General features: G+C 31.5%; 26 protein-coding genes. 18 read left to right on the plus strand and 8 right to left on the minus strand.

Annotation, left to right across the window (positions count from 1 at the left end):
- Window positions 1–160: 160 nt before the first annotated feature.
- The 4 genes from ACTS9J_RS13535 to ACTS9J_RS13550 all read left to right on the plus strand — a co-directional run bounded on the left by ACTS9J_RS13535 (window position 161) and on the right by ACTS9J_RS13550 (window position 6,090).
- The gene (locus tag ACTS9J_RS13535) at window positions 161–3,271 is read left to right on the plus strand and encodes a UvrD-helicase domain-containing protein (RefSeq protein WP_448353337.1); all 3,111 of its coding nucleotides are present in this window, start codon (window positions 161–163) and stop codon (window positions 3,269–3,271) included.
- Window positions 3,271–5,079, plus strand: a complete 1,809-nt coding sequence (gene uvrC, locus ACTS9J_RS13540; protein WP_448353338.1) for an excinuclease ABC subunit UvrC — start codon at window positions 3,271–3,273, stop codon at window positions 5,077–5,079. The genes ACTS9J_RS13535 and uvrC overlap by 1 nt, the downstream gene beginning before the upstream one ends.
- A complete protein-coding gene (locus ACTS9J_RS13545; protein WP_448353339.1) occupies window positions 5,060–5,500 on the plus strand; it encodes a hypothetical protein in 441 nt (146 codons plus the stop codon). Before uvrC ends, ACTS9J_RS13545 begins: the two co-directional genes overlap by 20 nt.
- An 89-nt stretch (window positions 5,501–5,589) precedes the next feature.
- The gene (locus ACTS9J_RS13550; RefSeq protein ID WP_448353340.1) at window positions 5,590–6,090 is read left to right on the plus strand and encodes a DinB family protein; all 501 of its coding nucleotides are present in this window, start codon (window positions 5,590–5,592) and stop codon (window positions 6,088–6,090) included.
- 284 nt (window positions 6,091–6,374) lie between these two features.
- Here the strand turns inward: ACTS9J_RS13550 and gcvT are convergent, their stop codons facing one another.
- Together gcvT and ACTS9J_RS13560 are read right to left on the minus strand one after the other, a co-directional pair.
- Window positions 6,375–7,451: a glycine cleavage system aminomethyltransferase GcvT gene (gcvT, locus tag ACTS9J_RS13555; RefSeq protein WP_448353341.1), complete on the minus strand. Its 1,077-nt coding sequence runs from the start codon at window positions 7,449–7,451 to the stop codon at window positions 6,375–6,377.
- Window positions 7,452–7,529: 78 nt separating this feature from the next.
- The gene (locus ACTS9J_RS13560) at window positions 7,530–7,892 is read right to left on the minus strand and encodes a hypothetical protein (RefSeq protein WP_115001578.1); all 363 of its coding nucleotides are present in this window, start codon (window positions 7,890–7,892) and stop codon (window positions 7,530–7,532) included.
- 43 nt (window positions 7,893–7,935) lie between these two features.
- On the opposite strand from ACTS9J_RS13560, the gene ACTS9J_RS13565 reads away from it, so the two are divergent.
- Complete coding sequence (locus ACTS9J_RS13565) at window positions 7,936–8,610, plus strand: YiiX/YebB-like N1pC/P60 family cysteine hydrolase (RefSeq protein WP_448353342.1); 675 nt, start codon at window positions 7,936–7,938, stop codon at window positions 8,608–8,610.
- Between the two features lie 804 nt (window positions 8,611–9,414).
- Window positions 9,415–9,597 (plus strand): hypothetical protein, encoded by a 183-nt coding sequence (locus ACTS9J_RS13570; protein WP_038331833.1) that lies wholly within the window; start codon window positions 9,415–9,417, stop codon window positions 9,595–9,597.
- On the opposite strand, the gene ACTS9J_RS13575 is transcribed toward ACTS9J_RS13570, so the two are convergent.
- The 4 genes from ACTS9J_RS13575 to ACTS9J_RS13590 are packed head-to-tail and all read right to left on the minus strand — an operon-like array spanning window position 9,594 to window position 11,722.
- Window positions 9,594–10,046, minus strand: coding sequence for a peroxiredoxin (locus tag ACTS9J_RS13575; RefSeq protein ID WP_448353343.1), 453 nt, complete (start codon window positions 10,044–10,046; stop codon window positions 9,594–9,596). The two genes, ACTS9J_RS13570 and ACTS9J_RS13575, sit on opposite strands and share 4 nt — an antisense overlap.
- Window positions 10,043–10,453 (minus strand): 6-pyruvoyl trahydropterin synthase family protein, encoded by a 411-nt coding sequence (locus ACTS9J_RS13580; protein WP_038331829.1) that lies wholly within the window; start codon window positions 10,451–10,453, stop codon window positions 10,043–10,045. The genes ACTS9J_RS13575 and ACTS9J_RS13580 overlap by 4 nt, the downstream gene beginning before the upstream one ends.
- Before the next feature lie 12 nt (window positions 10,454–10,465).
- Window positions 10,466–10,981 (minus strand): isopentenyl-diphosphate Delta-isomerase, encoded by a 516-nt coding sequence (gene idi / locus ACTS9J_RS13585; RefSeq protein WP_448353344.1) that lies wholly within the window; start codon window positions 10,979–10,981, stop codon window positions 10,466–10,468.
- Between the two features lie 27 nt (window positions 10,982–11,008).
- Window positions 11,009–11,722 (minus strand): biotin--[acetyl-CoA-carboxylase] ligase, encoded by a 714-nt coding sequence (locus ACTS9J_RS13590; RefSeq protein WP_448353345.1) that lies wholly within the window; start codon window positions 11,720–11,722, stop codon window positions 11,009–11,011.
- Between the two features lie 93 nt (window positions 11,723–11,815).
- On the opposite strand from ACTS9J_RS13590, the gene rsfS reads away from it, so the two are divergent.
- The 6 genes from rsfS (at window position 11,816) to ACTS9J_RS13620 (ending at window position 16,799) form a co-directional block, all read left to right on the plus strand.
- On the plus strand, window positions 11,816–12,184 hold the full coding sequence (gene rsfS, locus ACTS9J_RS13595) for a ribosome silencing factor (protein ID WP_038331822.1): 369 nt from the start codon (window positions 11,816–11,818) through the stop codon (window positions 12,182–12,184).
- Window positions 12,185–12,206: 22 nt separating this feature from the next.
- Window positions 12,207–14,219 (plus strand): ATP-dependent zinc metalloprotease FtsH, encoded by a 2,013-nt coding sequence (gene ftsH, locus ACTS9J_RS13600; RefSeq protein ID WP_038331821.1) that lies wholly within the window; start codon window positions 12,207–12,209, stop codon window positions 14,217–14,219.
- Between the two features lie 130 nt (window positions 14,220–14,349).
- Window positions 14,350–14,955, plus strand: coding sequence for a hypothetical protein (locus ACTS9J_RS13605; RefSeq protein ID WP_448353346.1), 606 nt, complete (start codon window positions 14,350–14,352; stop codon window positions 14,953–14,955).
- 2 nt (window positions 14,956–14,957) lie between these two features.
- Window positions 14,958–15,806, plus strand: coding sequence for a phosphatidate cytidylyltransferase (locus ACTS9J_RS13610; RefSeq protein ID WP_286494729.1), 849 nt, complete (start codon window positions 14,958–14,960; stop codon window positions 15,804–15,806).
- Window positions 15,803–16,453 carry a phosphatidylserine decarboxylase family protein gene (locus ACTS9J_RS13615; protein WP_219033686.1) on the plus strand — a complete coding sequence of 217 codons (651 nt, stop codon included), beginning with the start codon at window positions 15,803–15,805 and terminating at the stop codon, window positions 16,451–16,453. Before ACTS9J_RS13610 ends, ACTS9J_RS13615 begins: the two co-directional genes overlap by 4 nt.
- A gap of 82 nt (window positions 16,454–16,535) precedes the next feature.
- A complete protein-coding gene (locus ACTS9J_RS13620) occupies window positions 16,536–16,799 on the plus strand; it encodes a hypothetical protein (protein ID WP_291052113.1) in 264 nt (87 codons plus the stop codon).
- A 19-nt stretch (window positions 16,800–16,818) separates the two neighbouring features.
- Here the strand turns inward: ACTS9J_RS13620 and ACTS9J_RS13625 are convergent, their stop codons facing one another.
- Together ACTS9J_RS13625 and recR are read right to left on the minus strand one after the other, a co-directional pair.
- Window positions 16,819–17,889 carry a glycosyltransferase family 2 protein gene (locus tag ACTS9J_RS13625; RefSeq protein ID WP_291052116.1) on the minus strand — a complete coding sequence of 357 codons (1,071 nt, stop codon included), beginning with the start codon at window positions 17,887–17,889 and terminating at the stop codon, window positions 16,819–16,821.
- A 1-nt stretch (window position 17,890) separates the two neighbouring features.
- Window positions 17,891–18,505 (minus strand): recombination mediator RecR, encoded by a 615-nt coding sequence (gene recR, locus ACTS9J_RS13630; protein ID WP_115001603.1) that lies wholly within the window; start codon window positions 18,503–18,505, stop codon window positions 17,891–17,893.
- A 107-nt stretch (window positions 18,506–18,612) separates the two neighbouring features.
- Between recR and ACTS9J_RS13635 the strand changes: the two genes are divergently transcribed.
- The 6 genes from ACTS9J_RS13635 (at window position 18,613) to ACTS9J_RS13660 (ending at window position 24,681) form a co-directional block, all read left to right on the plus strand.
- Window positions 18,613–20,142: a sodium:solute symporter gene (locus tag ACTS9J_RS13635; RefSeq protein WP_291064605.1), complete on the plus strand. Its 1,530-nt coding sequence runs from the start codon at window positions 18,613–18,615 to the stop codon at window positions 20,140–20,142.
- A 2-nt stretch (window positions 20,143–20,144) separates the two neighbouring features.
- Window positions 20,145–20,390 carry a hypothetical protein gene (locus tag ACTS9J_RS13640; RefSeq protein WP_125350517.1) on the plus strand — a complete coding sequence of 82 codons (246 nt, stop codon included), beginning with the start codon at window positions 20,145–20,147 and terminating at the stop codon, window positions 20,388–20,390.
- Window positions 20,391–20,676: 286 nt separating this feature from the next.
- Entirely contained in the window at window positions 20,677–21,522 is an 846-nt protein-coding gene (locus ACTS9J_RS13645; RefSeq protein ID WP_125350518.1) for a transketolase, read from the plus strand.
- 24 nt (window positions 21,523–21,546) lie between these two features.
- A complete protein-coding gene (locus ACTS9J_RS13650) occupies window positions 21,547–23,013 on the plus strand; it encodes a hypothetical protein (protein ID WP_219033689.1) in 1,467 nt (488 codons plus the stop codon).
- 22 nt (window positions 23,014–23,035) lie between these two features.
- Window positions 23,036–23,740 carry a hypothetical protein gene (locus tag ACTS9J_RS13655; protein WP_180905074.1) on the plus strand — a complete coding sequence of 235 codons (705 nt, stop codon included), beginning with the start codon at window positions 23,036–23,038 and terminating at the stop codon, window positions 23,738–23,740.
- The gene (locus tag ACTS9J_RS13660; protein WP_180906861.1) at window positions 23,740–24,681 is read left to right on the plus strand and encodes a transketolase family protein; all 942 of its coding nucleotides are present in this window, start codon (window positions 23,740–23,742) and stop codon (window positions 24,679–24,681) included. Before ACTS9J_RS13655 ends, ACTS9J_RS13660 begins: the two co-directional genes overlap by 1 nt.
- Window positions 24,682–24,794: the final 113 nt, after the last annotated feature.

Below are 24,794 nucleotides of genomic sequence, written 5' to 3' on the forward strand. Positions count from 1 at the left end.
CTAAAAAAAGAAATTAAGAAATAATCAAAATTTCATAGTATATATAACATATTCAAAAAAAAGGAAACTCGCACGAGTTTCCTTTTTTTATACGTCATGTTTTGGCATTCTGATTTTCTATTTTTGAGAAGATTGTTTAACTTTCCTAAAAATTCAGAATTTGTTACAAGCAGGCGATTTCAAAATTTACAATGCTTCCGCTGGAGCAGGTAAAACTTACACTTTGGTAAAGGAATTTCTTTCGTTGTTATTGACGAATGAAAGCGATTATCATTTCGAACACATTTTAGCTATTACGTTTACGAATAAAGCGGCGGGTGAAATGAAGGAACGTATCATCGAAACTTTAGAAGAAATTGCAAAAAATCCTAATCCAAAAGAAGATCAATATATTCTAGAATTAGCTTCGGAACTGAATTTGAAGCCTGAAATCATTAAGACAAAAGCATACAATATTCTGATTGCGATTCTTCATAATTATTCCAAATTTTCTATTTCTACGATTGATAAATTTAATCTTCGATTGATGAAATCTTTCGCGCAAGATTTAGGTTTATCAATGAATTTTGATGTCGAAATGAATACGAATGAAATCATTAATGAATCCGTTGATTTGTTGTATTCAAAAATTGGGGAAGACGAAAAACTAACGCAAACAATGATCAAAATTGCGTTGGATAATATGGACGAAAATAAATCGTGGGATATTCGAAAAACGCTTTCTTCAGACACTTCGGACATTTCTAATGATCGACATTTACAAGATTTAGAAAAATTAAAAAACATTTCGTTGGATGAATTTATTCGTTATCGAAAAGTTATTTTTGATGATATAAAAACTTTGAAAGATGGTTTGATTACAATCGGAAATGAGTTTTTCGAATTGCTTGCAAACAATGGAATTTCGGTAAATGAATTACCAGGAAAAAGTCGTGGAATTGCCGCTTTTTTCCAGAAATTAAAAAACTTTGATGGTTTTGGTTTGATTTTACCAACCGATGCGAATACAAAAGATATTTTGGACGGCGGCTACCTTTCGAAAGTGAAAGATGCAACTGCTAAATCTATTTTTTCTCAAGTGAAAGATTTGTTCGAAAAAACTGCGAATATCAACGATCACTTACTTTTATTAACTTCAATTCAAAAAAATATATCCTCGATTTCATTGATTAATGAAGTTGAAAAATCATTGGATTCGATCAAAAAAGATTCAAATGTTTTATTGATTAATGAATTTAATACCATTATCAGTAAAAATCTGCAACAACAGCCAGCCAATTTTATTTACGAACGAATTGGTTCGCGCTACAATCATTATTTTATAGATGAATTTCAGGATACATCGACGTTACAATGGAATAATCTGAATCCGTTGGTGGAAAATGCGCGCGCGCAATCTGACACAATTATGTTGGTTGGCGATGCAAAACAGTCTATTTATCGTTGGCGAGGTGGAAATCCTGCGCAAATGATTGATTTAATTGATCGAAAAGAAGAAGAGAATATAAAAGTTGAAGAGTTAGAAAAAAACTGGCGAAGTCACGAAAATATTATTCAATTTAACAATGAATTGTATTCGTTTATCGCACCACAACTCAATTTGCCGAGTTTTCAATATTTGTACGAAATCGGAAATAAACAATTAACTAATAATCAAAAAGATGGTTTTGTCAAAATAAATTTCATTGAACAAGAAGGTCGTTCGAAAGATTTATTTAAAGAACAAAATTTAGAATTGGTTCTAAAAACAATTGAAGATTGTCGAGCAAATGGTTTCTCATTAAATGATATTGCGATTTTGGTTCGTAGTAATGCGCAAGGGATTTTGTTAGCGAAATATTTGACCGAAAATAATTTGATTGTGATTTCCAATGAAGCTTTATTGTTAAAAAATTCTTTCGAAATTCAGTTGATTGAATATTTGTTCAAAATCACGTCAAATCCACAAGATGAACAATCGAAAATTCGTTTTTTGATGGTGGCTTATGAATTAGAATTATTCAAAACAGATGATTTAACAATCACTGTCGAAAAAGCATTAAAAGGAGATTTACCAAAGTTTTTAAAATTAACCAAATCAATTGGAATTGATTTAGATTTTATTCAAGATCAAAACCTTTCGTTATATGATTTTACAGAAAAAGCGATTCGAACTTTACATTTACAAGAACGTTCGCCCGCTTATATTTTGAGTTTTTTGGATGTTATTTTAGAATATTCATCGAAAAATGAATCGGATCTGAATTCATTTCTAGAATTTTGGTCGACAATCAAAGATAAAGCGAGTATCAAAACGCCAAAAGGTGTCGATGCGATTCAGATTATGACGATTCACAAATCAAAAGGATTGGAATTTCCAGTTGTGATTTTGCCGTTTTTAGATTGGCAAAGTAAGAATTCTAAAATTTGGATTCCATTACAAAAAGATGAGGAAAATCCGTTTGAAACATTTTATGTTGGAATTAATAATGAATTGAAATCAATCAAAAATGAAGTGATAAAATCGAAGATTGATGAAGAAGAAAATTTGGTTCAATTGGATGAAATTAATACACTTTATGTTGCAACAACGCGTGCAAAAGAGCAATTGTATATGATTGCGCTAAAACCAAAAGAGTCTTCGAAATCTAAAAATATTGCAAATTATTTACACGAATTTGTTTTCAGTAAAGGTTTTTCTGAGGATGAAGTTATTTTGAAAGGTTCTCCAGAACGAATTTCAACTCCAAAAATTATAGAAAATTCTTCGGCTGAGTTAAAAATTTATTCTTCGGATTGGAATACGCGTTTAGTGATTAATACGAATTCGGAAAAAGCGCAAGAAAAGTTGAAATTCACCGAATTTGGAAATACAGTTCATAACATTTTATCACAAATTGTCACACAAAATGATTTGCCAAAAATCATTGAAAGTGAAAAACAACATGGTACAATTTCAGCCGAAAATGTAGAACATCTACAAAAAACCTTGCAAAATTTATTACAAGATGCTAAATTAGTTCCATATTTTGCTGAAGGTTTAACCGTTTTAAATGAACGCGATTTTATTGATGAAAATGGACAAATTTTCAGAGCCGATCGTGTGGTAATTGATGCAGAAAATAATTGTTCGATTATCGATTATAAAACTGGTCAACCAGATTTAGATCATCATTTTCAAGTGAATAGATATGCCGATTTTTTTAGAAATTTAGGTTATAATATTCAGACCAAAATCTTGATTTATATTGATGATGAGCAGCAAAAAATAAATGTTGTAGAGGTATTTTGATGAATGAAAATGTAAAATTAAAATTAGCGAGTTTACCCGAAACGCCCGGTGTTTATCAGTATTATAACAAAAAAGGAGATTTGTTATACATTGGTAAAGCGAAAAACTTGAAGCGTCGCGTGAATTCGTATTTCAATAAACAGCACGATTCGAAACGTTTACGTGTTTTGGTGAGTAATATTGATAACATCGAAACGATCAACGTAAATTCTGAATATGATGCGTTGTTGTTGGAGAATAATTTGATTAAAGAGCATCAGCCACGATACAATATTCTGTTAAGAGATGACAAAACCTATCCTTGGATTTGCATCAAAAATGAACGATTCCCACGTATTTTTTCGACTCGAAATGTTATCAAAGATGGTTCGGAATATTTCGGGCCATATTCTAATGGAAAAGCGATGAAAGTTTTGTTAGGTTTGATCAAAGAATTGTATCAACTAAGAACATGTTCTTATGATTTGAGTGAGAAAAATATCGAAAATCATAAATTCAAAGTTTGCTTAGAATACCATATTGGTAATTGTCTTGGACCTTGTGAAGCTTATCAAATAGAAGAAGAATACAACGAGCAAGTTTCGGCAATTCGTAATATTATCAAAGGAGAATTTAACGAAGCAAAACAATATTTGGTCAATCAAATGACAAAATATGCATCGGATTTGAAGTTTGAAAAAGCGCAAATGATTAAAGAAAAAATCGAAGCGTTACAAAATTATCAATCTCGTTCTACAATTGTTTCGCCTACGATTACAAATGTTGATGTTTTTTCGATTACGTCGGACGAAGAATATGCGTATGTCAATTTTATGAAAATTTATCACGGAGCAATCATACAGTCACATACAGAGGAATGGAAAAAGAAATTGGATGAAACGGACGAAGATTTATTAGAACGTGCAATTATTGATTTCTCAGATCGATTTAATTTAACTTCTAAAGAAATTTATGTTCCGTTCGAATTGAGTTTAGAGATTCCGTTCCGAAAAATTACAGTACCAAAAATTGGCGATAAAAAACATATTGTCGATTTATCGCTAAAAAATACTCGAATTTATCGTTTAGAACAGCTCAAACAAACTAAAATCGTAGACCCTGATCGTCATACAAATCGTATCATGAATCAGATGAAAGTTGATTTGCGTTTACCTGCAGAACCTCGACATATCGAAGGTTTTGATAACTCTAATATTCAAGGAACGAATCCTGTTTCGGCTTGTGTGGTGTTCAAAAATGGAAAACCAAGTAAGAAAGATTATCGCATTTTCAATGTTAAAACCGTAGAAGGACCGAACGATTTTGCAACGATGGAAGAGGTGATTGAAAGACGATATTCGAGAGTTTTGGCTGAAGGAGAATCTTTGCCTCAATTAATTTTGATTGATGGTGGAAAAGGGCAATTAAGTTCGGCTCTAAAATCGATTGATCGTTTAGGTCTGCGTGGAAAAGTTTCGGTAATTGGAATTGCGAAGCGTTTAGAAGAAATTTATTATCCAGATGATCCTTATCCGTTATATTTGGACAAAAATTCTGAAACCTTGAAAGTGCTTCAACATGTGCGAGATGAGTCGCATCGATTTGGAATTACACGCCACCGAAATCGTCGAAGTAAAAACGCTTATAATTCGGTTTTGGAAGAAATAGAAGGTATCGGTCCGCAAACAATTAAAGAATTATTAACAAAATTTAAATCGGTCGAACGAATAAAAAATGCATCTTTGTTAGAATTAACCGATTGTATAGGGAAATCTAAAGCAAAAAAAATAAAAGATTATTTTTCGAATGATGAAAAATCTACTAATTGACAGAGATTTAACGTCTCTTTTGAACAATCCAAAGCTACAAGGCACTTTGGCAATTGTTCCTATCACTTTATTTGTACTTGGCTTGTTAAGTTATTTTGGAATTTTTTATTCGATGTTTAGCACGCTCGATGCGCAGCTAGGACATTTAGGAAGTTCTAAATCGTTATTGAGTGCGTTATTAGGAAATCTTATCATTTTTATCTTCTTGGTATTGATGAGTTTTTTCACTGGTGTGATTTCTTTTGTATACTTTATTGTACACGCTTTAAAGAATCCAAATTTGATAAAAAGTGATGATCGCTTGGTCTGGATTACGATTATTATTTTTGGAAATGGAATAGGAATTTTTGTCTATTGGTTGACTCAAATCAAGCGAAAAAAGCCTCGTCCAATTATTGATTTATACACAGACGATATCTAAAAATATAAACTGCTTTACAATTTAGTAAAGCAGTTTTTTTTATGAATTATTTCAAAAATTTGTACCTTTTAACTACAAATCAAAACAACATGAAAATAGTAGAATTATTAGCAAATGAATTGCAAAACGAGTATAAAATTACCAAAGAATTTATTGCAAGATTTCCTGAGGATAAAACGACATACAAACCTCACGAAAAAAGTATGGACATTACAATGTTGACGAATCATATCGTCGAAATATTTGCGTGGCCAGCTTTGATCTTAACAACTGATAAATTAGATTTTGCTGCAGGAGATTACAAACCAACAAATTTTACTTCTGTGCAAGATTTACTAAAGAAATTAGACGATGATTACGAAGTGGGTGAAAATGCCTTGAAAAACGCAACAGATGAAGAATTGAATAATAATTGGAAAATTGTTGCTGGTGATACAATCTTTGCGGATTTCACAAAATATGAAGCAATTCGTCATGCGCTAAATCAAATCACACATCATCGCGCACAATTAGGGGTATTTTATCGTTTATTGGGAATAGATTTACCTTCTAGTTATGGACCAAGTGCTGATTTTCAGAAGTTTCAATAAAAAAAGACCTCTTAAATAAGAGGTCTCAAAATCATAATTAGTGTTAATTGTATTACTGATCAGTAATATTGTTATCTCAAAAATATAACATATATCATATTTAAACAAATCTAAGTTGTGTTTTTTTTAAGAAATATTAACAATTTTATAATATTCGTAGTTAATAATCTATTTTATTAATTTTATCTAAAAAAGACATCTATAAAAGTATCAATTAATATGAATTCATAAAAAAAGCTTTCGAAATTCTCGAAAGCTTTTTTATATTTTGACTTTATATTGTTTTAAACAAAAGGAGTTTTTACAACTTCCGCTAATACATTTTTATCACGAATTTGAATTCTGATTGTTGTTCCAACTTTAGCAAAATCTGTGTGAACGTATGCTAAACCAATCCCTTGTTTCAACATTGGAGATTGCGTTCCAGAAGTTACAATACCGATTGTATTCTCATTGTCATCTACAACTTTATAATCGTGGCGAGGAATTCCTCTTTCGATCATTTTGAAACCAACTAATTTTTTCTCAATTCCAGCTTCTTTTTGAGCTTTCAAAATATCAGAAGAAATAAAGTTTGTATCTAATTTCGTAACCCAACCTAAACCAGCTTCTAATGGAGTTGTATCATCGTTGATGTCATTTCCGTATAAACAGTAACCTTTCTCTAAACGCAACGTATCACGAGAAGCCAAACCACAAGGCTCGATATCGAAAGATTTTCCAGCTTCCATAACTTTGTCCCACATTTCGTTTGCTTGTTCATTCGCGAAATAAATCTCGAAACCTCCAGAACCAGTGTAACCTGTTGCAGAAATAATTACATTTTCCATACCTGCAAACGTACCAATTGCGAAATGATAAAACGGAATTTCAGCTAAATTAACATCTGTCAACGACTGCATTGCTTCAATCGCTTTTGGACCTTGGATTGCTAACAAAGACATCTCATCAGATTTGTTTGTTAATTCTGCACCAAACGTATTGTGTTTGTTCATCCATTCCCAATCTTTATCAATGTTAGATGCATTTACAACTGCCATCCATTCATCATCAGAGATTTTATAAATGATTAAATCATCTACAATTCCTCCTTTTTCGTTTGGCATTGCATTATATTGAGCTTGACCAATGGCAACTTTCGTTACATCATTCGTCAATAAGTGTTGTAATAAGTCTGTTGCTTTTTCTCCTTTTACAAAAAATTGTCCCATGTGAGAAACGTCAAAAACACCAACTTTTTCGCGAACAGCAAAGTGTTCTTGGTTAACACCTGCGTATTGCACTGGCATTTCATATCCAGCAAAAGGAACCATTTTCGCACCTAAATCTTTGTGCTTTTGGTTTAATGCAGTTACTTTCATTGTTTGTTTGCTTTGATAAGTTTATAATTCTCCCAAAAATAAGGAATTAATTGTTAGGAAAATTTCTTAAATAGAAGATTATCTAATTTTGTGAATAATTTTTAAATTCCCTTCCGTCGCTTTATACGGCTCGAAACGCATAACCGATTTTCCTTTACCAAATTTGTTCATAAACTTTTCGTTTATTTTTCCTGATAATTTCAACGGTTGACAACCTTCGCAAGGAATAATCAAAATAGTATCGTTTGTTTTACCTTTTACTTTTACAATTTCGTACGAATAATCTGTATCCAAACGAGAATTAATAACATTTTCAATTGGTTTATCGAAGCTTTCAATAAAGAAAACACGTCGATCTTTGTTACTTCCAATAATAATTGCAGCACCAACTAAAATCAATAAAACGACAATTGATATGGTCAAAATTTTTTTAAAATCCATCTTTTTGGTTAATTCGTAGATTAAAAGTAATAATTCATTCCGAATGAAAAAAATATTCGTTTTATTTCCTATCTTTTTACTTCTATTTACATTGACAATGAATAGTTGTACAAAAGCAAAAATATTAAAAGAAAAACATTCAATTTCATTACAAAATATCCTAAATGGAGATTTGATTTTTGTTGGTGCGCAAACAGAGGAACTTTCGGGTGCGATAAATAGAGTGACAAAAATAAATGACGAAACCAATTTTGATCATGTTGGATTGATCGAAAAAACTGTTGATTCTATTTTTGTTCTACATGCTGCTCCAATGGGCGGATCGCAACGAGAGGAAATTCATCATTTTTACACTTCTCAAACCGAAAAGAATAATAAAATTGTCATTTATCGTCTCAAAAATAAATATCAATCTACGATTCCTCATGCAATTGAAAAAGCTAAAACAATGCTCGGAAAACCTTATAATTGGTTATACATTTTGAATGATGACGAATTATATTGTTCCGATTTTGTAGAAAGAGCTTTTCGTGATGATAAAGTTTTTGAACTAATTTCGATGAATTTCAAAAACAAAGAAACCGGAATTATTGATGATTTTTGGATAGATTTCTATCGTAAAAAAGGAAAAGAAGTTCCGCAAGACGAACCAGGAACAAATCCAAATCAATTGGCAACTTCTAAGAAATTAGTTAAGGTTGGAGAGTTGACTTTATGAAAAAGAAAAAAATAATAGGAATTGTATTTCTAATTCTATGTTGCATATTTCTCTATTTCAATTCTAACTATTATATAAATAATCAGAATTGGAAATATAGAAATGGATATCATATTGGAGATATCTTGGAAAAATCTAAAGAAGTTTCTAACAATGAAACTCAGTATTGTTTTGGATATATTTTAATTATAAAAAATAATCAAACCAATGAAAAAGGGTATTATATTAGAAAGTAATATGAGGCATTAACAAATATCTAGTTTCTAACCTTTACTTTTCATTAACCGCAAAAGAAACAAGTTTCGAAGTTCGAATTAGAGAGTTAAAGTTTTAAAACAACCCTAAACATTATAAATTAATAAAATGTACATATTTAATATAGCATTAATCATTATCATCAATATTTTGATAATACTTTGCTTTAAAAACTCTAAAATGTTTTTAAAAATAGGTTTAATAATTCTTCTAACTCTAATATTTTTAGGAATAAACATTTATCTAAAAACATTCGATAATCCAATCATCTTATTTATTATTCTAATATTTTCAAGTTCAATTATTTTCTTGAATTTATTCCTAAAGCTTAGTCCAATTAATGATAATATTGACAATTTTAAGATGATTAAAACAGTTCGTTTATTCATTTTTAAAATCATCTTTCCTACTATAATTACTATATTCCAAATTATATTAATGAATGACACGAATCTACAAACTGAAATATTATCAACTAAGAAAAATAATACAATAAAAGCTGTTAACTAACTCTATCAATTATCATCCAATAATCCCTACTTTTACCACATGAAACAAAATATCATTTATAGTATCATTTTCTTTTTCGTGTTGTTTGGACTAAAATATTTGTTCGATAAAAGCGATGTACAAACAATGCTAGTTTATTCGGCAATTGGAACGGTTATCTTTTTTATTTATCGCGTTGTTGTAAGAAAAATGTTATACAAACAAAAAGACCAAGAAAACTAATTTCCTTGGTCTTTTTTTATTGCTTGCATCGCTTCCTCGATATGCGTTTCGGCAACATTTGAAACAATGTGTTTGATTAATTTTCCTTGTTTATTGAATACAAAAGTTTCTCGCGGCGTGATTAAGCCAAATTTCTTTTTAATTCCTAACAATTTCGACAACTTTGCGCCTTTATCAGAAAGTAACGGAAAGTTGAGTTGATGTTTTGTATAAAACTTTTCGTGAGAAGATGTTGATTGTCCATTTATTCCAACAATCACAGCATCCAAAGCATTAAATTCTGCATTTACATCACGAAATTGACAGACTTCTTTTGTACACATTGGCGTAAAATCCATTGGATAAAAGAATAAAACAAAATATTTTTTGTACAAAAACTCGTCCGAATTAAACCAATTTCCTTTATTATCCTCCAACGAAAAAGTTGGAATGTGATCACCTAATTTCATTCGCCTGCGTATTCTACGAAATTACGTGGAGTTTCGTATAAGGTTACTTTCAATTCTAAATCAGTCGCTAATTTTGCTCTAATTTTATTCCAAATCAAAATCACAATATTTTCGGCAGTTGGATTGATAGTTTTAAATTCTTCAATATCAACATTCAGATTTTTATGATCCAAATAATCTTCAACTTCAACCGCGATAATTTTTCGTAATTCGTCCAAATTCATCACAAAACCTGTTTCTGGATCAACTTCACCTTTCACCGCCACAATAATTTCATAATTGTGTCCGTGATAATTTGGGTAAGAACATTTTCCGAAAACTTCAAAATTCTGTTCATCGCTCCAATTCTTGTTAAACAATCGGTGCGCAGCGTTAAAATGTGCTTTTCTGTTGACAGTAACTTTCATCTGTATAAATTTTTATTCTTCGATATACGAAACGTAATGTTCAAAAATTATTTTGAACCAAGCTGTATAATTCTGAGGATTTTTTTCCATATCTTTTTTCAAATCCTCCAATTCTACCCAACGATATGCCATCACTTCATCAGGATTTAGCTTTGGTTCGTCATCAAATGTTCCGATAAAAACATGGTCTAATTCATGCTCAATCAAATCATTTTCTAAATGTGCTTTGTAAATGAAATTAAATTTATATTCTAATTCGCAATCAAATCCCATTTCCTCTTCCAAACGTCTGTGCGCCGCTTGTTCGTATGTTTCATTATCGCGCGGATGACTACAACATGTGTTTGTCCACAACGTTGGCGAATGGTATTTGCTCGCAGCTCGTTGCTGAATCATCAATTCTCCTTTGGAATTGAATACAAAAACAGAAAATGCACGATGCAACAAACCAGCTATATGAGCCTGCTGCTTCTCCATCAATCCTAATTTTTGATCGTCCTGATCAACTAAAACTACAAATTCTTCCATAAAACAAAAATAACCATTTATGTAGGATTAAAAAAGAAGTTCAATCTCTTTGTGCTTAAATTCTCGCAATTCTTGATTGATTTCAATCAGTAAATTTCCCGCTTCATTTACATCTCTAATAATTCCGTCCACTTCTACTCCATCTAATCTAAAATGCGAAATTTCATCTTTTCTAAATAGATTATCTAAATAAGTTTGATGAATTTGTTCGAATTTTTTTTGTTCTAAAATTGAATATTCATTCTCGAAATGATGCATTAAATCTGCCAAAATTTCCTCGATGTCATATTCTTTGTCAGTTACTCTATAAATAGATGTTGCTTTTGGTAAGTGATTAAAATCAGCTTGATTGACATTAATTCCTATTCCAATCACAGAATTCATTATTCCATTAGAACGATGATTTTCTATTAAAATTCCGCAAACCTTTTTATCATTTAAAATAATATCATTTGGCCATTTTACGTTTGATTTTGGGTGAAATTGTTTTAAAAATAGACAAATAACATTCGAAATCCATTCGTTAAAATAAATTAATTCTTGAAAACTATAATCTGTTTTCAGCAAAAAACTAAAGGTTAAATTTTCTCCTGCGACAACTTTCCACTCATTTCCTGCGTAACCTTTTCCTTTTGTTTGATTTTTAGCATGTATGACAGTCCAACTATTGGCATCTTTTTTGGACAAATCCACCAAGAACTCATTCGTATTAGGCAAAGAATCAAAACTAATTAAATACATTTTTTTTACTATTTTTATAGAGTGGTTAAAGTTATTTTAAAAAGTTTAAACTTTAATAAGGATTCACTAAATTTGCGAATTACAAAATAAAAGATGATAGATACTCAATATACAAAAGACTTGCTAGATAGCATTGTTGACGGAATTACAAATGTTAAAGGAGAAGAAATTACAATTCTAGATTTACGCGAAATTGAAAATGCATTTTGTCAATACTTCGTTATTTGTACCGGAAACTCGAATACACAAGTTAGTGCTTTAGCAGGTTCGATTGAAAGAACTGTAAAAACAGAAATGTCAGAAAGACCTTTTCATGTAGAAGGAACGCAAAATAATCAATGGGTTTTGTTGGACTACACTAATGTTATTGTCCATATTTTCCAAAAAGAATACAGAGAATATTACGATATCGAAAGTCTTTGGGGTGATGCTGTAGAGACGCGTATCGAAATGGAATATTAATCATAACTGAAACCAAAAAAAATTGAAAAAAAATAATTTTAAACCTTCGGGGTTTAATCCTACATGGATATATGCCATTATTGGATTATTACTGATTGCCTTTCTATTATTTTCTGATAACATTGGAGGTGCCGGCGGAACTACTAAAAACATAGACCGTACGACTTTCCTTTCTTATGTAGAAAAAGGTTACGTAAAAGAAGCCAATCTAGAAAAAGAATCAGGACGTGTAAGTGTATATTTAACGGACGCAGCTCTGAATACTGAAGAATTTAAAAAGTTTAAAAAATCAAACGAAACTTTAAATCCTTTTGCTACAGGAGCTCCAAACTTTATTTTCAATGTTGCTGATGCAGGAAATTTTGAAAAAGATTTTTATGCTAACGTAGAAAAGAGTCCGAATAAAACTGCCGTTCTTAACACACAAATTTCAAATGGTTTTGGAAGTTTGTTTATGAATCTTTTCATTTCATTAATTTTCTTCGGATTAATTTACTTCTTACTATTCAGACGAATGGGTGGAGGCGGATCTGCTGGAGGAGGCGGAGGAATTTTCTCTGTCGGAAAATCGAAAGCGAAATTATTTGAAGGTGATGATCATATCAAAACAACTTTCAAAGATGTTGCAGGTTTAGAAGGTGCAAAAGAAGAAATTGAAGAAATCGTTGAATTCTTGAAACACCCAGAAAAATTCACAAAATTAGGTGGACGTATCCCTAAAGGAGCCTTATTAGTAGGACCTCCAGGTACAGGTAAAACCTTATTAGCAAAAGCTGTTGCTGGAGAAGCGAAAGTTCCTTTCTTCTCATTATCAGGATCAGATTTCGTGGAAATGTTTGTGGGAGTTGGTGCATCTCGTGTACGTGATTTATTCAAAAATGCAAAAGAAAAATCTCCTTCAATTATTTTTATTGATGAGATTGATGCAATTGGTCGTGCGCGTGGAAAATCTAACTTTACAGGTTCTAATGACGAACGCGAAAATACATTAAACCAATTATTAACAGAAATGGATGGTTTCGGAACAGAATCTAACGTAATTGTGATTGCTGCAACAAACCGTGCTGATGTATTGGATAAAGCATTGATGCGTCCAGGTCGTTTTGACCGTATTATTCACGTTGATTTACCTGAATTAAACGAGCGTAAAGAAATCTTCGCGGTTCACTTACGTCCATTAAAATTAGGTGAGGATGTAGAAATCGAATTTTTAGCAAAACAAACGCCAGGTTTCTCTGGTGCAGATATTTTCAATGTTTGTAATGAAGCGGCTTTAGTTGCTGCTCGTAAAAACAAAGAAGTCGTAGAAAAACAAGACTTTTTAGACGCTGTTGACCGTATTATTGGTGGATTAGAGAAGAAAAGTAAAGTGATTAAACCTTCTGAGAAAAAACGTATCGCTTATCACGAAGCAGGTCATGCTACAATTGGTTGGTTAACAGAACACGCTGCGCCATTGGTAAAAGTAACTATCGTTCCTCGTGGACGTTCTTTGGGTGCTGCTTGGTATTTGCCAGAAGAAAGACAAATTACAACGACAGAACAATTGTTAGACGAAATGTGTATGACAATGGGTGGTCGTGCGGCTGAGGAAGTTGTTTTCAATAATATTTCGACAGGTGCATTAAGTGATTTGGAAAAAGTAACAAAACAAGCTTCTGCAATGGTAAGTATTTACGGATTGAACAAAGAAGTGGGTAATGTTTCTTATTACGATTCATCTGGACAAAATGAGTATGGTTTCAGCAAGCCTTATTCAGAACAAACTGCTCAGGTAATTGATAAAGAGGTAAAAACAATGATCGAAGCTCAATATGATAGAGCAAAAGATATTTTACGTGAACATCGCGATCAATTAGATGTTTTGGCTCAAAAATTAATTGAGAAAGAAGTGATTTTTAGAGAAGATTTGGAAGAAATTTTCGGACCAAGAAAATTTGTAAGCGAATTGGATCAAATCGAAGAAAAACAAGAAGAAGCTATAGAAGCTGGTCCAGAACAAGTGATTCAACCAGAAGCTGGAAATGATATTTAATCAAATTCATTCAAAATAATAGAAAAAATCGTCCAAATCGGACGATTTTTTTTTTACTTCTTATTATATTGTTAAAAATTATTACCTTTAGGCTGTAATTGATTAATTTCATATAAAATCATGAGTTTTCATGTGGAAAGCAATTAAAAACCTACTTAAAAAAGCTACTGAAAAATCAGCAGAGAATTCAGATGATAATCACATTGATTTATTTCATCCGAATTATGCTGACCAAAAGATTTCTATGGACGAAGTCTTTGCTACAAACTTTAATGTAGGTGGTGGACATTTTTTATTTTGTGATAATATAGAAGAGGCTTCTAAAAACCTTAAAGAGATTGTCAATTACGAAAATGTGACCGAATTAATTTGTCCTGATCCACGCTTACAACAAATTCTTAATTCAGTCAATATTCCTTTTGTCAAAAATCCATGTGATTCTCGTTATACGCTTAGTTTTCTTAGTTGCGAATTTCTGATTGCTTTTGATGGAAGTATTATGTTATCGGCACATCAAACTTATGGTAGAAATATTGCTGATTTTCCGTCAAATTTTATTATCTATGCACGCCCGTCACAATTAGTGGAAAATGTGAGTGTGGCATTACAGAAATTACGAACATTAAAAAAAGACAACCTTCCATCTAAAATAACTTCGATTCGTGGAAAAAATATGCACAAATTTCCGAACGTAGACAATGCGAAGAATATTTATTTGTTATTGGTTGAAGATTAGCTATGAAAAATTTAGCAATTAGAGCTTTCTCTGGACTTATTTACGCACTTATTATATTTTTCGGGACAACGATAAACCCAAAAGGTTTGATTGTTTTGATGATGGTTTTTGGACTTTTTTGTTTGTACGAATTTTTTAAAATTACTAATCTTACCAATAAACTTTATCAATTAGGAGCACTTTTAGCTGCCTTAGTTGTTTTTGGTTATTATGGAAAAGAATTTTTAGAAGCTTTCGAAACTTCGAATCATTACTATTTTCATTTAAGAAGTTTGTACTTCATCATTCCAGTTTTATTTGTTTTTAGTATTTATATTATTTTCAAATCAACCAACGAATTGTTGAACGATTTTGGAAAAGCTACTTTAGGTTTAACATACGTTATCGCACCATTTGTCTTAGCATTAACTTTACCTAGTTTTGATTATAATTTAGGTGAAAAAGTGATGCATTACGAAGTGTTTTTCGTTTTCTTATTACTTTGGAGCAGTGATACATTTGCATATTTAACAGGAAACTTAATTGGAAAACATAAATTAGCACCTAAAATTTCGGGAGCAAAAACGTGGGAAGGTTTTTTTGGAGGAATTATTTTCACCATTATCGCTGGATTCTTAATTCAGAAATATTTTGGAGAGAACTTGCACGGAAACTGGATGATTATTGGTTTGATCGTTGCAGCATTAGGTCCATTGGGAGATTTGACAGAATCTAAATTAAAACGATTTTTCAATGTAAAAGACAGCTCTAACCTTATTCCAGGACATGGCGGTTTTTTAGATCGATTAGATAGTTTTATATTTGTCGTACCATTTGTTTATTTATATTATTTATTAGTATATACTTTATGAAACTTCACAGAGAAGGAACAGCAATTTTGATAGGTTGCTTAATTTTATTTGCAATCGCTACAGGAGTATTACATTACTTTTTTCCTGTATATGGTTTTTACTTTGCCTTACCATTATGGATACTTTACGGATTTATCGTTTGGTTTTTCAGAAACCCAATTCGTGAATCAGATTCGTCAGAAAATTGCGTAATCGCACCAGTTGATGGAAAAGTTGTTGTATTAGAAGAAGTATTTGAAAGCGAATTTTTGAATCAAAAATGTATTCAATTATCAATTTTCATGACCCCTCTTAACGTACATGTAACGCGTTATCCTGTGAATGGAAAAGTGATTTATTCGAAATATCATCCAGGAAAGTTTTTGGTTGCATTTCATCCAAAATCATCAGAATTGAATGAAAGAACAACTGTTGTTGTAGAGAATGCAGATCATACAAAAGTTCTTTTCAGACAAATTGCAGGTGCAGTTGCACGAAGAATTGTTTGTTACAGTAAAGAGAATGACGATGCTGTTGCGGGTAAAGAATATGGCTTCATCAAGTTCGGATCGCGTGTTGATATCTTTTTACCACTTGATACAGAGATCAGTGTAAAGGTTGGAGATAAAACAAAAGGTGGAATTCAGAAAATTGCACAATTGAAATAAATCAGTTAGTTGAACTCAATGTTTTTAACTAATTTTGTCAAAACAATTATAATAATATACCCATACAATAAATTTGTAAGACATGAAAAAATTAATTCTTTTAGTAGCTGTTGCAGCATTCGCTACTTCTTGTAACTCTAAAGCAAGTGTAAATCACGGAGTTCTTCCAGTTGTTCACGAACCAGCTACTGCAGAAGAAATGCACCACAAATCTGAAGCTGCTCACGCAGGTCACGGAAAACATGAGGAAGCTGTTGAAGAAAAACACGAAGAAGTGAAAGATTCTACAAAAACGGCAGAAACTCCGAAAGTTGAGAAAAAAGATACTGTAAAAGCTGGTCATTAAGATTCAGCTTTTTTTGTTTTTATAGATTTATAATCAGTTTATCATCGCCTATTACATAATTTTTATTTTTAGGACGAATATAAAATAAACGTGAAGAAGAGTTGTTTTCAGAAATGATTGATAATATCTCTTGATAAGTAAAAAAACTTGCATCAATTGCAATTTCATTATTTGATAAAGATTTGAAATCTGATTTCTTATCAATCCAAAATAAATTTTCTGCTTTTACTTCTATTTTAGAAGTATTATTAGGTGAATGTAAAGAAAATTTAAATAATTGAATTAAATATTTAATCAAAATTCCCGAACGTAAAAGTTGATAATGCAACCAATTTTTTTGATAATATTTTGCTAAGAAAATCATCATGGCTTCAAAAAAATGTTTATAATATTTTTTATCTTTTTTCGTACTTTCTCCCTTGTAATGTAAAACCGTTATATCTCCTTTATAATAATTTTTATAACCAGCCAATTCTGCACTAAAAGACAAATCTATATCTTCTCCATACATAAAATAACGTGGATCAAATCCTCCAATTTCCTGATAGATTTTCTTCGTGGTGAACATAAAAGCACCAACTAAAATTTCGCAAGGAGCAATTTCAAATTCATCAACTTCTAATTTGTAATAATTATTTTTCTTTGAATGATTAAATCGACTATACAACTTAGAAAATGAATTTTTAGCTGTCGGAATATTACGTTTTGATTCTGGATGAAAATTTCCGTTTGTATCTATCATTCGTACTCCCACAAAACCTATTTTTTCTTTTGACTGATGAAATTCAATCAAAGATTCGAATAAATTCTCTGGAATAATTGTATCTGGATTAAGAATCAGAATATATTCTCCCAAAGCATTCTCAACCCCAATATTATTCGCTTTTGCAAAACCAAGATTTTCATTCTGAAGTAAAAAATTTACAGTAGGAAAAGTTTTTTTTAGGAATATAAAATCAATTTCCGATGAATCATTATCAATTACAATTATTTCGCCATCTACATTTTTTAAAGCTTCCTGACACGAATCAAGACAAAGCTCTAAATGTTTTGGCGCATTATAACTAACAATAATTATCGATAATTTCATTTTAAAATTTATTTTCTGAATATGGGATTCGATGTTGTATAGAACGAACCAACGTCGCTTCGTCTGCATATTCTAACTCATCTCCTACACCAAGACCTCGTGCAATGGTCGAAAAAATAATTTCGGCATTCTTTAATTGTCGATACAAGTAAAAAACAGTTGTATCTCCTTCCATTGTAGAACTTAAAGCAAAGATTATTTCCTTCACATTTTCATTTTGAACACGATCTACCAAAGTTTGAATATTCAATTGACCAGGTCCAATGCCTTCCATTGGAGAAATCTTTCCTCCTAAAACGTGATATTGTCCTTTAAATTGTCCTGTGTTTTCAATTGCCATCACATCGCGCACATCTTCCACCACACAAATTATAGTTTCTTCTCGCAATGGATTATTGCAAATATCACAAATCTCATCATCAGAAATCGTATGACAATGTTGACAATATTTAACATCATCCACTAAATGAGAAAGCGCTTCGGATAAAGCCGTCGTTTGAGATTTGGGACGATTTAACATATGTAAAACAAGTCGCAAAGCTGTTCTCTTTCCTATTCCTGGCAAATTTGACATCTCTTCTACAGCTCGCTCTAAAACCTTGCTTGGGTAATTCATTCGTTCAAAAAATTATAGACAACAAATTTACAATTTTATCTTCGGAAAATTAATCTATCATCATTCACTCAAAAATATTAAATTTGGGCTTATTTACTAAATAAATTATGAACTCAACAATTTTACTACTTTGTGTTATCGTATACTTTGTAGGACTTTTAGTGATCTCTTACTTCACCAGTCGAAATTCTGACAATCAATCTTTTTTTAACGGAAACAAAAAAAGTAAATGGTGGTTGGTGGCTTTCGGAATGATTGGGACAAGCCTTAGTGGCGTTACTTTTATTTCGGTTCCGGGTACGGTCGGAAAATTAACTGGTTCCGAATATATTTATGGAGGATTCGAATATTATATGATGGTTATCGGATTTTTTCTTGGTTATTTTATCGTCGCGGGGGTATTACTTCCACTCTATTACCGAATGAATCTAACCTCAATTTACACCTATTTAGGAAAACGTTTCAATGTTGAAGCACATAAAATGGGATCGGTTTTCTTTATTATTTCTCGTGGAATTGGCGCAACAGCACGTTTATATTTAGTTGTAAATGTGTTACAAATATTTTTATTAGACAATTTAGGCGTACCATTTTGGGCAACAACATTTGTCTTATTATTGATGATATTATTATACACGTTCGAAGGTGGAGTAAAAACAATTGTCGTAACCGACACCTTGCAAACATCGTTTATGATCATTAGTTTGATTGCTTGTATTTGGTTTATCCTTTCGCATCTTAATTTATCTGTTGGTGAAGCTTACGATATGATGCAAGCCAAAAATTATACGCATTTCATTAACTTTGATCCAAATTCGAAAACATATTTCTTAAAAACTATTTTAGGCGGAATGTTTATCACAATTGCTATGACTGGTCTTGACCAAGAAATGATGCAAAAAAATATTTCGGTTGATAATCTTCAAAACTCAAAAAAGAATATGTTGACGTTTGCTGGAACATTATTGATTGTTAATTTAGCATTCCTATTTTTGGGTGGATTGCTTTATTTATACGCAATGAGTGAAGGTGGTTTTTATACTGCTGACGGTTTCTTTATGGAACAAGGCGGACAAAATATTATGGGTGATGATATGTTTCCTGCGCTTTCGCTTTTAGGACATCATTTCCCAATGATTATTTCTGTAATTTTTATTATCGGATTAATTTCTGCTTTATTTCCTTCTGCTGACGGAGCTTTAACAGCAGTTACAAGTTCATATTGTGTCGATTTATTAAACATCAACGAAGACAAAGAAAAATCAGAAAAAGAAAAGAAAAAGATTCGTATTCGTGTTCACTTAATTTTCACGGTAGTTTTCTTTATCTTGATTATGGTTTTTAAAACGATTAACAACAAATCAATTGTTTATCTTGTGATGGAAATTGCAGGTTATACATACGGACCGTTATTAGGATTGTTTGCTTTCGGTATTTTAACGAAACGTAACATTTACAAAAAATATTCAATTATTACAGTTGCGATTTTAGCGCCTATTTTCACCTATATCATCAACGAATTAGTGATTAATTTTACCGATTACAAAATTGGTGTTGAATTAATCATTTTAAATGGTTTATTAACCTTCATCGGTTTATGGTTGGTAAGCTCTAATCGTCAAAAAGAATTAAATTAAAAATGGAAAAGAAATTAAAATTAATCTGGGATTTTTATGGTCCCGATGCTATACCAACTGCAAAACATCATGCAATTCACTTGAAACAATATGCAGAAAAAGAAAAGTTACAAAGTACATTTTCTGAATTTGTAGAGGTTGAACCAGAATATGCAGTTGCTTATTTGGTGGTGGTAGAATCTGAAATGATACAAGTCCGTGACGCTTTGATACCTCATCGTGGCGAATGGCATGTGGAAGAAGAATAAATAAAAAAGACGAAGTTTTGCTTCGTCTTTTTTATTAAAAAACATCTCTCTGTACCCTTTACAATTAGAAGATTACAAAAAGATAAATAAACGTTGTAAAACTCTTGCCTTCTTATTAACTAACTTCAAGCTTCTTCTTTATAAACTTCAGCGCTGGTTTTTATAGTCTCATAAGTAGGTTAGCTATTATTACCGATTATTCTCCCCAATTGTAGTGATTTATGTTCTACGATTTTTTTGCCCTACAAAAAAGAATTATTTTTGTTCAAATTTTTATAAACAAACAATGACACTTCAAGAACTTCAAACACAAGTACAACAAACAAGGAGAGATATTTTGAGAATGGTACATGCCGTAAATAGTGGACACCCAGGTGGATCATTAGGTTGTGCAGAATATTTTGCTGCATTATACGGTAAAATCATGACTTACTCTACAGACTTCTCTATGGACGGAAAAGGAGAAGATTTATTCTTCTTATCAAACGGTCACATTTCACCAGTTTTCTACAGCACATTAGCTCGTTCAGGATTCTTCCCTGTTAGCGAATTAGCTACATTCAGAAAATTAGATTCTCGTTTACAAGGTCACCCAACAACACACGAAGGTTTACCTGGAATTCGTATCGCTTCTGGATCTTTAGGACAAGGTTTATCAGTTGCTTTAGGTGCTGCTCAAGCAAAAAAATTAAACAACGACGATAAATTAGTTTACACATTACATGGTGACGGTGAATTACAAGAAGGTCAAGTCTGGGAAGCTTTTATGTATGCTGCTGGTAAAAAAGTGGATAATGTAATTGCAACGATTGACTACAATGGTCGTCAAATTGATGGTGATACAGACCACGTTTTACCATTAGGAGATTTGAAAGCTAAATTAGAAGCTTTTGGATGGATTGTTTTAGAAGAAAAAGATGGAAATAACTTAGAAAAAGTAATTGCTATTTTAGAAGAAGCTAAAACATTAACAGGAAACGGAAAACCAGTTTCAATTTTATTACACACAGAAATGGGTAATGGAGTTGATTACATGATGGGAAGCCACTCTTGGCACGGAAAAGCGCCTAACGACGAGCAATTAGCTTCTGCATTAGAGCAAAATCCTGAAACTGAATTGACAGATTATTAATAATTTCAACACAATCAAAATACTATGAAAACGTTATTTTATTCTATACTTACGCTTTGTTCTTTAACAGCCTTTGGGCAGGAAAAAACATATTCTTTTGACAAAAAAGTATCGTATAAAATCAATTTACCAGAAGAATATCAGACTTATTTAGATGGTCAAAAAGATTTATTTTTTGTAACCTATATTTCTAAAGACGCTGTTTTAGGAACTTCGGAAGGAGGTCCTTATACTTCAGGAAGCTTTAATAAAGATGCTTTCTTTATCAACAACAGCAAGTTTTTCGAAGTATATGCCAATTCATTAGAAAATCAATTATCGATAAAAGCCCCTTATTATTACGAAGGTATATCGGATGATAGTTTAAAACCTTATTCAGATAACTTGTTCGAGAAATTTATTTCAGTTAAAAATCTAAATTCATCTACAACGATCAATGGATATAAGTGTAATGAATACGAATTAACATCTAAAACAGATTTCGAAACAAAATCTTCTACATTATGTGTTGATGAAAAAAATGCAATTAATAACGTTGCGATTATGTTTCCTCAAACAAAATTGAAAGGGCTTTTAATTAGATATGACGCAGGAGATTTTAATGGATTAACGATTCAAAATATTGCAAATTCTAACGTAAAAGTAACTTTTGATGAGAAAAAAGAAATCGAAAGTTTTACTAACGAATTGGCAAAAAAGAAACAAGAATACGATAACATGATGTCGTCTGTAGATACGGCTTATGCAGCCGAAGCAGTAGCTTATTCACCAGACAATCGTTACGAGGATCCTATTATTAATTATTACAATTATCAAACATCAGAAAGTGATAACGTAAATAGTCTTTTTGGAACTGTTGCTTCATTAAATTATAGCTTGATTTATAATGATAGTGATTATGATGGAAATCCTGATATAGAGCGTTCTAAAGCTTTGGCAACTGCGCAAGGTTCTACAAATCAATTGGTAAAACAATTCAAAAAGAATAAATTAGCAAACAAAAGCGAAGTAAAAGAATTAAATAACCTTTTCAAAACGTATTTCGATGATGCTAAAAAGTTTAAATTAACAGAAGTTTCAACAGATTATGATGAAGCGGCTGTAGCAGTAGATTCTGCTGTTGCTGCAACAGAAGTTAGTTTAGCCGAATATTATGATCCTTATACATCTGCTTACAAAACGACAGATATTAGCAAAATCGATTTGGCAATCGACAATCCAGACATTCAAGATTTCATGAAAGTTGCACCAGAACATTGCAAAAATTTGAAAGCTAAAATTCCGACTTTTACAGATAAAGATTTAGGAAATTTGGTTTACAATTACGCAGGACAAGTGTGCGATATGTACATTTATCAAAGCGGAAGTGTTGCTCTTTCGGGAACAATTGATGCAATAAGAAAAAGTGTTTTAGAAATCAATAACAAATATGATAAACTGAAAAAAGAAGACAAAGATAAGTTAACTACTTTCTTGAATTCTTTGGATTAATACTTATCAAATCAATTCGATAATGAAAAAATCAATCAGTTTTATATTAACGCTTTTTACATGTTTAACTTTCGCTCAAATGCAATCGTATAAATTCGAAAACGTTATTCAATATCGTATCAAAAGTGATTTCTATTCAGATTTTTTGGACATTTTATCAACCAAAGATTACAAAGCACATTTGATGATTACGCGAACACCGATGGGAAACTTCGCTTCATTAAAAGTAAACGACAATATGTATTCTGTTTACAGCGAAGAAGAAAATCCGAAGGTTTTTAAAATTGATTTCGAAGGCACAAAAGATTTATTAGGAAATTCTTTTTTAGCGACTAATAATCCAAGTTTAACAAATTCCGCAATCGGAAATAGTTATGTTGCGAATAGAACTGGTCAAAAAGAAACGATTCTAAATAAACAATGTGAAGTGTATAACATTTTCAGAAAAGATAATGACAACGACAATGGTACAGAAATTTGCATCGATACAAATTCTAACATCAACACCGTTCCGTTTATCAATTCTGAACTAAATTTGAAAGGCTTGATTTATCGAGTTGGACATAATATTGTGTTAGAAAATGTTGAAATCTTAGAAAATTGGATAAAAAAGAGCGCCGAAGAGGAAGAAGAAATTAATGTTTCGCCAAATGATTTTATTTATCAATTTGATGAAAAAACAGAAGTAGAAAAATACAAAAACGAATACAAAAAACAAAAACAATGATAGACTTAACATACACAGAAAAAAAAGATACACGTAGTGGATTCGGAGATGGATTGACAGAGTTAGGAAGAACAAATCCTAACGTTGTTGCATTGTGTGCTGACTTGATTGGTTCATTGAAAATGGATCAATTTATCAAAGAAAACCCAGAGCGTTTTTTCCAAATTGGTATTGCTGAAGCAAACATGATGGGAATTGCTGCAGGTTTGACAATTGGAGGTAAAATTCCTTTCACAGGAACTTTCGCTGAATTTTCTACAGCTCGTGTGTACGATCAAATTCGTCAATCTATCGCTTACTCTAACAAAAATGTAAAAATCGCTGCATCGCACGCTGGTTTAACGTTAGGAGAAGATGGTGCAACTCATCAAACATTAGAAGATATTGGTTTGATGAAAATGTTACCAGGAATGGTGGTTATCAATCCTTGTGATTACAATCAAACTAAAGCGGCTACAATTGCTGCAGCTGAATATGAAGGTCCTGTTTACTTACGTTTCGGTCGTCCTGCTGTTCCAGTTTTCACACCAGCTGACCAAAAATTTGAAATTGGTAAAGGTATCTTAATGAACGAAGGTTCTGATGTAACAATTGTTGCGACAGGTCACTTAGTTTGGGAATCTTTGGTTGCTGCTGCTGAGTTAGAAAAAGAAGGAATTTCTTGTGAGGTGATCAATATTCATACAATCAAACCATTGGATGAAGAAATTATCTTAAACTCTGTAAAGAAAACAGGAAAAATTGTAACAGCTGAAGAACATAATATTTTAGGTGGTTTAGGTGAATCTGTTGCAAGAGTTTTAGCTCAAAAATTACCAACAAAACAAGCTTTTGTTGCGGTTAATGATAAATTCGGTGAATCTGGAACACCTTCAGATTTAATGAAAAAATATGGAATCGATTCTACTGCTGTAATCGAGAAAGTAAAATCTTTACTTTAATTCCATCATAATATTAAAAAGGAGCTAAAAAATTTAGCTCCTTTTTTTATAGGTTAAATATAAAATAGGTTGGTTGAAAAAGCAAAACTGCTTTAATCCTATATATATTTTGC

Source organism: Empedobacter sp. ULE_I140, assembly GCF_053482575.1.